Here is a 15,513-nt window from a genome sequence, read left to right as displayed (position 1 = left end):
GCCGAGCTGTTCAACAAGGGCGGGCCGTATCTGGCCCGCGGGGCCGCCGACCTGGTGCCGACCGCCCAGCTGCTGGATATCTACAGCCCGGAAATCTATTGCTTGATGCGCAGCGAGCACGATGCGCTGCCCGCCACCGGCGCGGCCGAGGGCGGGTTCAACGGCTACTCGTTGAACATGGACACCGAGGTGCTCTCCGGGCTCGGCCTGATCGCGAACCCGGTGTCCGCGGTTCCCGTCATCGCATCGCTGGTGGGTGGGATCGCCGGGGTGGTCGGCGGTGCGCCCAACCCGTACATCTATCCCGAGAACCTGCCGCGGGTGAACGCACGCGGCGGCCCGGGCGGCGCCCCGGGGTGCTGGCAGAAGATCACCCGCGACCTGTGGCCGGCACCCGAGCTGATCATGGACACCGGCAACAGCATCGCCCCCTACAACCACCTGGACACCGGATCGCCGTACGCGATCGAGTACGTCTGGGGCCGCCAGGTCGGCGACAACACCATCAACCCGTAACAGGCGTTCTCGCCCGAATGGCCCCCAAACTCGCTTACGCCAGTGCCCGTTTTCCGGTGCAGTATCTCGGTAACCGCTGACGCAGTCACCACTCTGTCGGCTCGCGCCTGTCACTCTATGTGCGCGTGTTGGCTACGCTACCCGGCTTGATAAGACCGACAGCGAGTTTCGATACCTCCACGCTTCCGATCATGTATTTCGCGATGATCGATGGACCGCGTTCCGCGGCAGCGCCCATTCGGCACGTGCGTGCCCCGAGTGGAGCACTTAGGTAAGCCTATCGTAAGCTCACTGCCTTGTGGGCGCCGTTGCCTCGATCAAGGGCGCAGCCAGGTCGGTGGGTAACGAGTGAGAAAGGTTTCTCGCATGCGCATCGTGTTTTTCGGATTTCAGACCTGGGGCTACGCAACCCTGAAGGCGCTCACCAAGATGGACCACGAAGTCGCCCTGGCCGTCACCCACCCCCCGAGCGAGGAATCGTACAAGGCGATCTGGTCGGCGCCGGTCGAAGACCTCGCACGTGAGCACGGCATCCCCGTGCATCTCACCGAGACGGTGGACGCCGAGACCATCGACCTGGTGAAGCGCGCCGAACCCGACGTCATCGTCGTCAACAGCTGGTACTACCGGATGCCGTCGGAACTGTATAACCTTCCGCCGCACGGAACGCTGAACTTTCACGATTCGCTGTTGCCGCGCTTCACCGGGTTCTCCCCGGTGCTGTGGGCGTTGATCAGCGGCGAGTCCGAGTTCGGCTTGACCGTGCATCGCATGGATGACGGTTTGGACACCGGGGACATCCTCGTCCAGCGCGCGGTGCCGATCGGCCCCACCGATACCGGCACCGAATTGGTGTTGCGCGGTCTGGATCTGATTCCGAGTGTGCTGGCCGAAGCGCTGGATGCCCTGGAGTCCGGCATCGCGGTCTGGCGGCCCCAGAACAAGTCCGAGCGGACGTATTTCCACAAACGTTCGGAGCGCGACAGTTTGATCGATTGGACTTGGCCGGCCGAGGACCTCGAGCGTTTTGTGCGCGCATTGTCCGACCCGTATCCGCGCGCGTTCACGTTCTACCGTGGCGAGCGGATCGAGGTCCTCGAGGCGCGGGTCTCCGACGCCGGCTACGGCGGCACGCCGGGCCGGGTGATCGCCCAGGAGGAGGGCGGCGCCGTGGTCTGCGGAGCCGATGCGTATCGGGGCCGCAACCGCGGCCTGGTGGTCACCCGTCTCCGTTCCGCGGACGGCGTGGAGTGTAGCGGGGAAAAGTTCTTTCGGCGCGGGGGCTACCTGACCAGTCAGCCATGAGAAGTTGTCTTCCCGGTAACGCCAGCGACAATGCATCTGCCGCGACCTCAACGGCGGTGATTCCTGCCGTCTCCGTCGGGCAATCGGTTGTGAGCGGGCCTGATTACCCGGACAAGATAGACGCCAGGCTGCTCTGGATCGGCGCGGTATGCGGCCTGGCCGCCATGATGGGGCACCTGGACGCTACCGCGGTCGCCGTCGCTCAACGGACCTTCGCCGCCGAATTCGGATCCACTCAGGCCGTCGTCTCGTGGACGATGGCCGGCTACATGCTGGCGTTTGCCGCGGTTGTCCCGGTAACCGGTTGGGCGGCTGACAGATTCGGCACAAAGCGGCTCTTCACGGTCGGTGTCTTGGTGTTCACGCTGGCATCACTGCTGTGCACGATGGCTCCGAATATGCCTCTGCTCATCGTTTTTCGTGTTCTGCAGGGCTGCGGTGGTGGCATCATGACCCCGCTGTGCTTCGTCATCCTGACCCGCGAATCGGGTCCCAACCGGCTCGGCCGCTTGATTGCGATCGGAGCGGCTCCATTCCTGCTCGGCCCAGTCGGCGGGCCGATCCTGGGCGGGTGGTTGATCGACAGCTACGGATGGAAGTGGATATTTCTGATCAACCTGCCGATCGGGCTGGGCGCCTTCGCGGTTGCGGCGGTGATGTTTCCCAAGGATCGCCCCGAGCCGTCGGAGACGCTCGACGTGACCGGTATGTTGCTGCTGTCACCGGGCATGGCGATCTTGCTGGCCGGGCTGTCCTCCATCGCGGGACGTCGCGCGATAGCCGATCACCATGTGCTTATTCCCTCCATGATCGGCCTGACTTTGATCGTCGCCTTCATTGTTCACGCCTGGCGCCGGGCCGACGCTGCGCTCATCGACCTGCGATTGCTCAAGAACCGCATGGTCAGGCAGGCCAACGCGACCTTGCTGATCTTCGCGGCCACGTACGTCGGAGTTTTGTTACTGGTCCCAAGCTATTTCCAGGTCGCACTGCACCAGACGCCGATGCAGTCGGGGATGCACTTGGTCGCGATGGGGGCCGGCATCGTGGTGACCACACCGTTCGCCGGCGCATTCATGGACCGATACGGGCCGAGCAAGATCGTCTCGATCGCCTTCCCGCTCATGGTGGCCGGCCTGGGCGTCTTCACCATCGGCGTCGCCCGGCAGGCGGCTTATTCGCCGACGCTGCTGGCCGGCCTGATGCTGGTCGGGATGGGCGTGGGTTGTGCCGCGGCGCCACTTTCCGCCGCGTGCGTGCTGCCCTTGGCGCCGCATCAAATCGCTCGGGGCACGACGCTGCGCAGTGTCAACAATCAGTTGGGTGGCGCCTTCGGCGCCGCGTTGGTGACGGTGCTGTTGGCGAATCAGTTCAATCGCCACGAAGCCACGGCGCCGACGACCAACGCTGTGCCCGTTGACCCTTCGGCACTCCCGCCGCAGACGACCGGCATCGCGAACGCCGCGTCTTTACACCTCGTGCACGCCTACACCGTGGTCTTCGTGGTGGCCACCGCACTGGCGGTGGGCGCGATCATCGCGGCGGCGTTTCTGCCGACGAGGTCGGCCAGGCTCGACAATGCCAACGCTGCGGGCGCACAGTCGCCGGCCTAACGAGAAAGTCCATCGTCAAATGCTCAACTACGGTACGCAACCAGACCTGCTGGGACCGTTGACCGTTGCGCAACGCGCGTTATGGGCCGCTCAAGAACTACGGCCGGAAGTGCCGATCAACTTCGCCGGGTTCCTCGCGATCGATCACGATGTCGACGCCGAAAAGCTCATGGCCGCATGTGAATCGGCGGCCACCCGATTCGGCTCGCCCTGCGCGCGGGTGGCGCTGGTCGACGGCCAGCCCGTTTTCGTGCTCGATCACTCGCTTCCGCGGACCCTGAACACGCTCGATCTGCGTGCCGAGCCCGACCCGGTCGCCGCCGCTCGCGCCTGGATGGACGAAGACTACCGGCGGCCGGTCGATCTGGTCCGCGATCGGCTCACCAATTTCATGCTCCTGCGGATCGCCGACGGCCTGTGCTACTTCTACCTGCGCACGCACCACGTCCTGCTGGACGGGTATGGCACGAACAATTTCATCCGGCACGTCGCCGACGTCTATTCCGGCGCGGACGCTGCCACCGGCGAGGTCGATTTCTCGGGCTTTGACGTCATCCTCGACGCGGACCTGAAATATCAGCAGTCGTCGCGCAGCGCGGCCGATGCCGAGTACTGGAAGAGCGTTGTCCGCGAGCCGCTGGAAATCGTCGACCTGGCCGGCGCCCAGCGCTCGGTGCCCCCACGCCACCAGCTGGTGCGCGAGCTGGATTGCACACGACGGTTGGCGGAAACCCACCATTTCGACGTCGCCAGGGTGGTCGCGACCATGGCCGTGTTCATCGCGAAAACCACTGGGCACCAGACGGTCTCGCTGTCACTGCCGGTGTCGGCGCGCACCAGCGCGGCCCTGAAGAACTGTGCGGGCATGGTGTCCAACATGGTGCCGCTGGTCGTTCGCGTCGACGACACCGACACGATCGGCGCCCTGACCGGCCGCGTCGGCACGGCCCTCGTCGGCGCGCTGCGCCACCAGCAGTTCCGGGGCTTCCCGGACATCGTCGGCGACGGAGCCCGGCTCGACACCAACGTCGAATTCGGCCCGGTGATCAATGTCCTAGGCTTCGCGGCCCCCATCTACTTCGGGCCCTCGCTGGCGACGTGCCACATCTTGACCAATTTCCCGATCCAAGACATCGCCGTCAACATCTACCCGCAGCTCGACGACGGCGCGCCGCAGGTTCACTTCGGCTGGAATCCCGAGCGCTACAGCGACGACGAAATCGCAAGGCACATAACCCGTCTGGAGTCACTTTTCGACCGTCTTCTGGTGGCGGACCCGTCGACGGCGCTGCGCGAGGTGTCGGTCCTGGATCGCGATGAGCGCGATCTGGTCACCTCGACGTGGTCTGGCGCCGGCGCGTCGGCACCCGTGGGGGTGGCACCGGAGTTGTTGGCCGCCGCGGTGGCGGCCGGTCCCGGCACGGTGGCCGTCGTCGACGGTGCCCGAGCGCTGACGTATCGCGAGCTCGATGCGTCATCGACGCGGCTGGCCCGTGCGCTGATCGAGGCCGGGGTAGGCCCGGAGTCCGCCGTGGGCGTCGCGATGGATCGCTGCCTTGAACTGGTTGTGGCGTGGTGGGCGGTGCTCAAGGCGGGCGGATCGTATGTGCCGCTCGACCCGGCGCATCCCGCCGAGCGGATCAGCACGGTGCTGGACACGGTCGGGGCGGTGTGCGTGCTGACCCGCGGCGCCGACACCTTGACCGGCGCCGGGGGGCGTCCGGTGTTGCCCGTCGACGGTCTCGATTTGTCCGGGCGGTCCGCGGAACCGATCACCGACGCCGACCGATCGGCCCCGCTGCGGGCCGCCAACACCGCCCACGTGATCTTCACGTCCGGCTCCACCGGCGCGCCCAAAGGCGTGGCGGTCAGCCACGCCGGGCTGCTCGGGGTGGCCGCGCAGCACGAGGCGTTCGGCCTGAGCGCCGGCGAGCGCTTGCTGATGGTCGCGTCGCCGGCCTTCGACGTATCCGTCGGCGAACTGCTGCTGGCGGTGGGAGCGAGGGCGACTCTGGTGGTGGCACCCCCGGAAGCGTCCGCCGGCGAACCGTTGACCGCGTTGCTGCACGAACAGCGGATCAGCGCGGCGGTGCTCACCCCGACGGTGCTCGCGTCGCTGGACCGCACTCGGCTGACCGGCGTACGCACCCTGATCGCCACCGGGGAGGCCTGCCCGGCGGAGCTGGCCACCGCGTGGGCGCCGGGCCGGCAGATGTTCAACGCCTACGGCCCCACCGAGGCGACCATCTGGGCCACCTGCAGCGCGCCGGCCGCACCGGGGCGTTCGCTCGGCATCGGCACCCCCATTCCGGGGGTGCGGGCCGTGGTGCTCGACGCGCAGCTGAACCCGGCGCCCGTCGGCGTGGTCGGCGAGCTCTATCTGAGCGGACCCGCGCTGGCGCATGGCTACCTGGGCCGCGCCGACCTGACCGCGGAACGCTTCGTCGCCAACCCATTTGGCGCCGCCGGCACGCGGATGTACCGCAGCGGAGACCGGGTGTGCTGGGGCCCGGACGGCCAACTGCGCTACCTCGGACGCGCCGACGGACAGGTCAAAATTCGCGGCCACCGCATCGAACTCGGCGAGGTGCAGGCCGCGCTGGCCGCAGTGGACGGCGTGACGGCGGCGGTGGTGATCGCGCGCGAGGCACGCCTGGTGGGGTACGTCACGGGCGGCGCCGACCCCGCCCAGGTCCGCACCCGGCTCGGGGAGCGGCTGCCCGCCTACCTGGTCCCGGCGGCGATCGTGGCGATCGACGCACTGCCGCTGACGCGCAACGGCAAGCTCGACGTCAGCCGTCTGCCGGCCCCCGACTATTCTGCCGGGACGTACCGGGCCCCGTCCGACGCGGTCGAGGAGACCTTGGCGGGCATCTACGCCGAGGTTCTGGGGCTGCCGCGGGTCGGGATCGACGACTCGTTCTTCGACCTGGGCGGCGACAGCATCATGTCCATGCAGGTGGTCGCACGCGCGCGTGCCGCGGGCGTAATGTGCCGCCCGCGTGACGTTTTCGTCGAGCAGACCGTGGCCCGGCTGGCCCGGGTCGTCACGGTCGCGGTTGGCGACGACCACGCGGCCGATGCGGGTGTCGGCGAGGTGGTCGCGACCCCGATCATGCGGTGGCTGCACAGCATTGACGGCCCGGTCGATCACTTCAACCAGACCATGCTGGTGCAGGCTCCCGCCGGGGTCAGCGAGGCTGACGTGGTGGCGGTGTTGGGCGCCCTGTTGGATCGGCATGCCATGTTGCGGCTGCGCGTCGAAGACGACGGTGCGGCGGGATGGTCCCTCTCGGTGCCCGACGCGGGCTCGGTGGACGCCCGCGGGTGTGTGCGATCGGTGGAGGAGTTGTCCGACGCGGCGCTCATCGCCGCGAGGGCGCGGCTGAACCCGGGTGCGGGGATGATGCTCAGTGCGCTCTGGATCGCTTCGACCTACCAATTGGTATTGATCGTTCATCATCTGTCCGTCGACGGGGTGTCGTGGCGCATCCTGTTGGAAGACCTGAATATCGCATGGGCTCAGCATCGCGACGCGCAGCCGGTGTCGTTGCCCCCGGGCGGCACCTCGTTCGCCCGATGGTCCTCGCTGCTCGACGAGCACGCGCGCCGTCCCGACGTGGTGGCCCAGGCCGACGCGTGGCGACGGGTATCGGCTGCTCCCGCAGCGTTGCCCGCCGTGGGAAGCGTCGATACCCACGAAAACGCGGGCCGCCTCTCGGCGCGGTTGGATGTGGAGACCACCCGCGCGCTGCTCGGCGACGTTCCCACTGCGTTTCACGCTGGGGTGCAAGACATTTTGTTGATCGCCTTCGGGCTGGCCATCGCGCACCTTTCGGGCAACAGCCGGACGCCGATCGGCATCGACGTGGAAGGCCATGGGCGCCACGACGAGCTGAGCGCCAACGTTGACCTGTCGCGGACGGTGGGCTGGTTCACCGCCAAACACCCGGTGGCACTCGACGTCACGGGCCCGCAGTGGGCAGAGGTCGTGGCCGGTGATGCCGCGCTGGGCGCAGTGATCAAGCGCGCCAAAGAACAGCTGCGCGCCCTGCCGAACGGGATCACCTATGGACTGCTGCGCTACCTGAATCCCGTTGCCGACCTGGGTGATCGCGACCCGACGGTCATGTTCAATTATCTGGGGCGGCTGGCCGGCGCTGCCGGGTCGTCCGATGAGCTATGGCTACCAAGCCTCGACAGTCTGTCGGCGACCGCAGTCGCGACCGCGGTGCCGACGCCGCTGACCCACACCGTGGCTCTCGACGCCGGCACCATCGAGGGTGAGACCGGCCCCCAGCTGCACGCCAACTGGACATGGGCGACCACCGCACTGGATCGCGCCCGGGTAAACCGGTTGAGTGAGTTGTGGTTTGAGGCACTCACCGGTATCTGCGCGCACGTGCGCCGGGGCGGGGGCGGCCTGACCCCGTCGGATGTGATCCCCGCGCGTCTCACCCCGCAGCAGATCGACGACCTCGAACGGCACGACCGCATCGCCGACATTCTGCCGCTGACACCGCTGCAGCAGGGGCTGCTCTTTCATGTCGCAGCAACGCAAACCGACGGCGTCGACCTGTATGCCATCCAGCTGGCCATCGGCGTCGCAGGCCCGATCGATCCGCACCAACTGCACGAGGCGGTGCATGCAGTGGTCAACCGCCATCCCAACCTGGCCGCCCGCTTCCGCCCGGACATCGACCCGCCCGTGCAGATCATCCCCGCCGATCCCGTAGTGCCCTGGCGCTACGTCGATCTCGGCGGCGTCGATCTCGGCGGCGATCAGGTCGACGTGGACGAGCGGGTTCACCGGATGTGCGCCGCCGAACGCGCCGCAGTCTGCGATCTGACCGACCCGCCGGTGTTCCGGGCGGCACTGATCCGCACCGCCCCGGACCACTACCGGCTCGTGCTCACCAACCACCACGTCGTGCTCGACGGCTCGTCCCTGCCGATCCTGCTGCGCGAGATCTTCACCGCCTATAACAACGAGCGCCTCCCCGCCCCGGCGCCGTACCGCAGGTTTGTCACCTGGCTGGCCGGCCGAGACCTCGATTCCGCCCGTGCCGCCTGGCGAGAAGCGCTGACCGGCTTCGATACGCCCACGCTGGTGGGCGCCACGCACCGGCCAAGGCTGGGGCGACAAGGCGTGGAATCGCGCAGGCTCTCCGAGGGGACCACTCGGGCCTTGCAGCGACTGGGTCGAGCGCACCACACCACGACCAATACCGTGCTGCGGGCCGGTTGGGCGCAGCTGCTGATGTCGCTGACCGGGCAGCGCGACGTGGTTTTCGGCGCGGCGGTCTCGGGCCGCTCGGCCGACGTGCCCGGGGTCGAATCGATGGTCGGCCTGTTGATCAACACGGTGCCGGTGCGGGCTCGGGTGACCGCCGAGACCACCGCCGCCGACCTGCTCGTTCAGCTGCACAACGCCTATCGTCAGACGCTGGATCACGAACACCTGGCGCTGACCGAGATTCACCGCCTCACCGGCCACGACCAGCTGTTCGACACCTTGTTCGTGTACGAAAACTACCCCGTCGACGCCGCGGCCTCGATGCAGCTCGGCGAGCTGGCCATCACGGAATTCACCAGTCATGAGTCCACCCACTACCCGCTGACCCTGCAAGTCACGCCGGGAGTAGAACTGGCGTTGCGAATCGAGTACGACTCCGACGTATTCGACGCGGAAAGCGTTGTGGCTCTTGCTGATCGGTTGGAGCGGATACTGACGGCGATGACGGCCGATCCGTCGCGGCGGCTGTCGTCGATAGATCTGCTCGACCAGCGTGAACATGCGCGGTTGAACGAGATGGGAAATCGTGCGGTGTTGTCCCAACCCACTGTCGGGGTATCGATACCGGAATTGTTTGCGGCGCAGGTGATTCGCACGCCGGAATGGACGGCGATCAGCTGTGCGGGCCGCTCGATGACCTATCGCGAATTAGACCGGGCCGCAGATCGTTTGGCGCACCTGCTGGCCGGCCGGGGTGTGGGGCCGGGTCAGTGTGTGGCCCTGCTGCTTTCGCGCTCGGCGGAGGCGATCGTGGCGATCCTGGCCGTCTTGAAAGCCGGGGCCGCGTATCTGCCCATCGATCCCGCGCTGCCCGATGCCCGGGTCGGCTTCCTCCTGCGCGATGCCGGCCCGATCGCCGCGATCACCTCCGCCGAGTTGGCCGGCCGGCTGGACGGATGCGAGCTGCAGGTCATCGATGTCGACGCGCCGGTCGACGCGCAGCCCAGCACCGCCCCACCGGCGCCGGCCGCCGAGGACGTCGCCCACATCATCTACACCTCGGGCACGTCCGGCGTTCCCAAAGGCGTTGCGGTCACCCACCACAACGTCACCCAGCTAATGGGAGCACTGGACGCGGGCCTGACCGCGCCGGGCCCGGCAACGGTGTCGACGCAGTGGCATTCCTACGCATTCGACGCCTCGGTTCGTGAGATCTGGGGTGCGTTGCTGCACGGCGGTCGGCTGGTGGTGATACCCGAGGCGGTAGCGGGATCCCCAGAAGAGCTGCGGGCGCTGTTGATCGGCGAGCGGGTCAGCGTGTTGAGCCAGACTCCCTCCGCTTTGGCGGCATTGTCGCTCGAGGGTCTGGACTCGGCGGCGTTGATCGTCGGTGGCGAGCCCTGCCCGGCCGAATTGGTGGATCGGTGGGCACCCGGGCGGGTGATGAGGAACGCCTACGGCCCCACCGAAACCACCGTCGATGTGACTATCAGCGCCCCGCTCCAGGCCGGGGCTGCTGCGGTGCCCATCGGCGCGCCGGTCGCCGGTGCCGCGTTGTTTGTGCTCGACCGATGGCTACGGCCGGTGCCACTTGGCGTGGTCGGTGAGTTGTATGTGGCCGGGCGCGGTGTGGGGGTCGGATACCTGCGCCGGGCATCGTTGACGGCGTCGCGGTTCGTGGCATGCCCGTTCGCGGGGCCGGGAGCGCCCGGCGCCCGCATGTATCGCACCGGTGATCTGGTGCGGTGGCGCGCAGACGGCCAGCTGCACTACGTGGGGCGGGCCGATGAGCAGGTCAAGATCCGCGGCTATCGCATCGAGCTGGGCGAAATCCGCACTGCGCTAGCCGGTTTGGCCGGCGTGGACAGCGCAGCGGTCGTCGTCCGTGAGGACATTCCCGGCGATAAACGTCTCGTGGGGTATGTCACCGGCACCGCGGACCCGGCCGTCGCACGCGCCGAACTTGCCAGGCAGCTGCCGGCCTACCTGGTCCCGGCCGCGGTCGTGGCGATCGCAGCGTTGCCGTTGACGGTCAACGGCAAGCTGGACAGCCGCGCCTTGCCGGCGCCGGAATATCGCGACTCGAAATACCGCGCGCCGGGCAACGCCATCGAGGAAGTCCTGGCCGACGTCTACGCCGACGTCCTGGGCCTGGACCGCGTCGGCGTCGATGACTCCTTCTTCGACCTGGGCGGGGATTCGCTGACCGCGATGCGCCTGATCGCCGCCGTCAACAAATCTCTGAACACCCGGTTGGGCGTGCGCGCCCTGTTTGACGCGTCCACCGTCGCCCAGCTGGCGCCGCGGGTCCGGACGGACGGCTCGGGATTGGAGCCGTTGGTGGTCGCCAACCGGCCCGCCGTGATCCCGTTGTCATTCGGCCAGAGCCGGCTGTGGTTCCTCGACCAATTTCACGGCCCGTCACCGGTTTACAACATGGCGGTGGCGTTGCGGCTGAGCGGCCGACTCGATGTCGACGCCCTGGGTGCGGCGCTTGCGGACGTGGTGGGCCGCCACGAATCGCTGCGCACCATTTACCCGCATCGTGACGGCGTGCCGTACCAGGAGGTGGTGGCGGCCGAGCGCGCGGACTTCGGCTGGGAGGTGGTCGATGCCGCCGCATGGTCACCCGCCCGACTTGACCAGGCCGTCGGCGCCGTCGCGCGGCACGCGTTTGAGCTGGGGACCCACATTCCTTTGTTCGCAAGGCTTTTCCGCGTCGCCGAGGACGAGCACGTCCTGGTCGCGACCGTGCACCACATCGCGGCCGATGGCTGGTCGGTGACACCGCTGGTGAGCGATTTGGGGGCCGCCTATGCCGCCCGGTGCGCGGGCCGGGCCCCCGGGTGGGCCGCCCTGCCCGTGCAATACGCCGACTATACGCTGTGGCAGCGGGCCCAGTTCGGCGATCTCGAGGACAGGGGCAGCCCCATCGCAGTCCAGCTGGCCTATTGGCAGGAGACGCTGGCGGGGATGCCCGAGCGGTTGCAGCTGCCCACCGACCGGCCCCACCCCGCCATTGCCGACTACCGCGGGGCGAGCGTGACCGTGGACTGGCCGGCGCAGTTGCAACACCGGGTCCGCGCCGTGGCTCGTCAGCACAACGCCACCAGCTTCATGCTCATCCAGGCTGCCCTCGCCGTGCTACTCTCCAAACTCACCGCGACCAACGATGTTTCCGTGGGATTTGCCGTTGCAGGCCGTAGTGACACCGCACTCGACCAGCTGGTGGGCTTTTTCGTCAACACCTTGATCCTGCGTGTCGACGTGGACGGGGACGCCACCGTCGCCGAGCTGTTGACCCAGGTTCGCACCCGCAGCCTGGAGGCTCTCGAACACCAGGATGTGCCGTTCGAGCTGCTGGTGGAGCGGCTCAACCCGATCCGGTCCCTGAGTCATCATCCGCTGGTCCAGGTGTCGATGACGTGGCAGAACCTACGTGAGCACGGCAACGACCCGGCCGCGGGCCTGGGCCTGGGTGACCTGCGGGTCACCCAGCTGCCCCTGGAGACCCGCACCGCCCGCATGGATCTGACATTCTCGCTCGGCGAACGCTTCACCGAGGACGGCCAGCCCGCCGGAATCGGCGGCGCAGTGGAGTTTCGCACCGATCTGTTCGACGCGAAAAGTGTTGAAGCGCTGGTGGACCGGTTGCAGCGGGTGCTGTTGGCGATGACGTCCGATCCGTCGGGGCGGCTGTCGTCGGTGGACGTGCTCGATGCCGCCGAGCGGGCCCGGCTGGACGGGTTGGGTAATCGGGCGGTGTTGAGCGCGCCGGTGGACGGGGTGTCGGTTCCGGAGTTGTTCGCCGCGCAGGTGGCTCGCACCCCGCAGGCGGTGGCGGTCAGTTGCGCCGGTGCGTCGATGACGTATCAGGAGTTGGACGAGGCTTCTAACCGATTGGCGCATTTGCTGGTTGGCCACGGCGCCTGTCGTGGCGAGTGCGTGGCGGTGTTGTTCGAGCGCTCCGCGCAGGCGGTCGTGGCGATCTTGGGGGTGCTCAAGTCCGGGGCGGCGTATTTGCCGATGGACCCGGCGGTCCCCGACGCCCGCATCGAGTTCATGATCGGTGATGCCCGGCCGGTGGCGGCGGTGACCACGACAGGGTTGGCCGATCGGTTCGCCGGATCCGGGGTGCGGGTCGTCGATGTGAATGACCCTGCGGTACAAGCCCAGCCGCGCTCCGGGTTGCCGGCGCCGTTGGCGGGGGACATCGCTCACATCATCTACACCTCGGGCACGACGGGGGTGCCCAAGGGGGTGGCGACCACGCATCAGAACGTGACGCAGTGGTTGGGGTCGCTGCACGTGAGGCTGCCCTCGGGGCCCGGACAGGTGTGGTCGCAATGGTATTCGTATGCCTTCGATGCCTCCGTGGAGGAGATCTGGGGCGCGCTAATGCACGGGTCGCGGCTGGTGATCGTGCCCGAGTCGGTGGCCGCGCTGCCAGAACACCTGCAGGACTTGCTGATTGACGAGCAGGTGACGGTGTTGCACCAGACCCCCTCGGCGGTCTCGGCGTTGTCGCCGCGGGCATTGGGATCGTCGGCGTTGGTGGTTGCCGCCGAGGCGTGTTCGGCCGAACTCGTGGATCGGTGGGCGCCGGGTCGAATGATGACCAATGCCTACGGGCCGACCGAGACCACGATGTGTGTGGCGGTCAGTCGACCCCTGAGCGCCGGGGCGGGCACACCACCGATCGGTGCGCCGGTGCCCGGGGCGGCGCTCTTCGTTCTCGATGCATGGTTGCGCCCGGTGCCGCTGGGCACCGCGGGTGAGCTGTACGTCGCCGGGCGCGGGCTCGGTGCCGGTTACCTGCGCCGGGCCGGGTTGACCGCATCGCGATTTGTCGCCTGCCCCTTCGGCGGAACCGGACAGCGGATGTATCGCACCGGCGATCTGGTGCGTTGGGGACCCGACGGACAGTTGCGATACCTCGGCCGCATCGACGAGCAGGTCAAGATCCGCGGGTACCGCATCGAGCTCGGCGAAATCCAGGCGGCGCTGGGCGGTTTGGACGCGGTGGATCAGGCCGTGGTGATCGTGCGTGAGGACCGTCCCGGCGACAAGCGTCTGGTGGGTTATGTCACCGAGGCGGCACCGGGGGCGCTGGATGTGGTCACCGCACGGGCCCGGCTGCGGGAAACGTTGCCGCCCTACATGGTTCCGGCCGCCCTGGTGGTGATCGATGCGCTGCCGCTGACGGTCAACGGCAAGCTGGACAGCCGCGGGCTGCCCGCACCGACCTACCGTGACGCCGAGTACCGCGCCCCGGGCAACGACATCGAACACCTGGTCGCCGACGCCTACGCGGAGGTTCTCGGCCTTGACCTCGTCGGGATCGATGACTCCTTCTTCGACCTCGGCGGCGACTCCCTGTCCGCAATGCGCCTGATCGCCACCCTCAACAAAACCCTGCACACCCACCTGACCGTGCGCACCCTCTTCAACGCCCCGACGGTTGCCGGCCTGAGCCGAAAGGTGAACGAGCACGCCGACGATCCGCGCTTCGTATCCGTGCACGGCCCCGAGGCCACCGAGGTGCATGCCGCCGACTTGAAGCTGGACAAGTTCATCGATGCGGCGACGCTGGCCGGTGTGTCGTCGTTGCCGGGGCCTGGCGGCGAGGTGCGAACGGTCCTGTTGACCGGCGCAACCGGCTTCCTCGGGCGGTATCTGGTGCTGCAGTGGCTCGAGCGGCTGGAACTGGCCGACGGGAAGCTGGTCTGCCTGGTGCGGGCGGCCTCCGACGACGCCGCCCGCGCACGCCTGGAGAAGACCTTCGACGGCGGCGACCCGCAGTTGCTGCGATATTTCCAGGAGCTGTCCGCCGATCACCTCGAGGTCATCGCCGGGGATAAGGCCGAGCCGAACCTCGCCCTCGACGAACAAACCTGGCAGCGGCTAACCGAATCCGTCGATCTGATCGTGGATTCCGCGGCGGTGGTCAACGGCGCGCTGCCCTACAGCGAGTTGTTCGGGCCCAACGTGGTGGGCACCGCCGAGCTGCTCCGGTTGGCTCTCACCACCAAACTCAAGCGCTTCACCTATGTGTCGACGGCCAACGTGGGCGATCAGATCGCGCCCGCGACGTTCACCGAGGACGCCGACATCCGGGTCATCAGCCCCAGTCGGCGCAACGACGGCAGCCGTGTCAACGGCTACGGCAACAGCAAGTGGGCCGCTGAGGTGTTGCTCCGGGAGGCCAACGATGCGTGCGGGTTGCCGGTCGCGGTGTTTCGCAGCGGAATGATCATGGCGGGCACCACGTATGCGGGCCAGCTGAATCTGTCGGACATGGTCACCCGGATGGTGCTCAGTGTGGTGGCCACGGGCGTCGCGCCGCGCTCGTTCTATCGGCTTGACGCCCAGGGGGATCGGCAGCGCGCGCATTACGACGGTCTGCCCGTGGATTTCGTCGCCGAGGCGATCGCGACGTTGGGCACTCAGGTTGTCGAGGGGTTTGAGACCTATCACGTGATGAATCGGCATGACGACGGCATCGGGCTCGACGAGTACGTCGACTGGCTGATCGAGGCCGGCTATCCCATCGAGCGCATCGAGAACTTCGGCGAGTGGCTGCGTCGGTTTGAGGCCGCGCTGCGTGCCCTGCCGGATCGACTGCGCGAGCATTCGATTCTCGGGGTGTTGCTGTCGACGAATTCGCAGCATTTGCAGCCGGCGGAGCCGATTTCGACTTCCGTTGTGTCGACCGATCGGTTCCGTGCCGCGGTGCAAGACGCCAAAGTGGGCCCCGACAACGACATTCCGCACATCTCGCCGGCCGTCATCGTCCAATACGTCACCGGCTTGGAGCTACTCGGCTTGCTGTAGCGCGGGGGA

The 15,513-nt window shown here is 67.7% G+C and carries 4 protein-coding genes; all 4 read left to right on the top strand.

Annotation, left to right across the window (positions count from 1 at the left end):
• On the top strand, nt 1-516 hold a 516-nt coding region (locus BST14_RS21015), incomplete at its 5' end, for an MCE family protein (RefSeq protein ID WP_211280779.1).
• 366 nt (nt 517-882) lie between these two features.
• Nucleotides 883-1,821, top strand: a complete 939-nt coding sequence (locus tag BST14_RS21010; protein ID WP_083066291.1) for a methionyl-tRNA formyltransferase — start codon at nt 883-885, stop codon at nt 1,819-1,821.
• Entirely contained in the window at nt 1,818-3,434 is a 1,617-nt protein-coding gene (locus BST14_RS21005) for a DHA2 family efflux MFS transporter permease subunit (RefSeq protein WP_083066290.1), read from the top strand. The genes BST14_RS21010 and BST14_RS21005 overlap by 4 nt, the downstream gene beginning before the upstream one ends.
• A gap of 19 nt (nt 3,435-3,453) precedes the next feature.
• Nucleotides 3,454-15,504: a non-ribosomal peptide synthetase gene (locus tag BST14_RS21000; RefSeq protein ID WP_438502195.1), complete on the top strand. Its 12,051-nt coding sequence runs from the start codon at nt 3,454-3,456 to the stop codon at nt 15,502-15,504.
• Nucleotides 15,505-15,513: the final 9 nt, after the last annotated feature.

This window comes from Mycobacterium arosiense ATCC BAA-1401 = DSM 45069, assembly GCF_002086125.1.
Taxonomy (GTDB): Bacteria; Actinomycetota; Actinomycetes; order Mycobacteriales; family Mycobacteriaceae; genus Mycobacterium; species Mycobacterium arosiense.
Note: the sequence above shows the minus strand (reverse complement) of the source record. Positions and strands in the feature narration are given on the sequence as shown.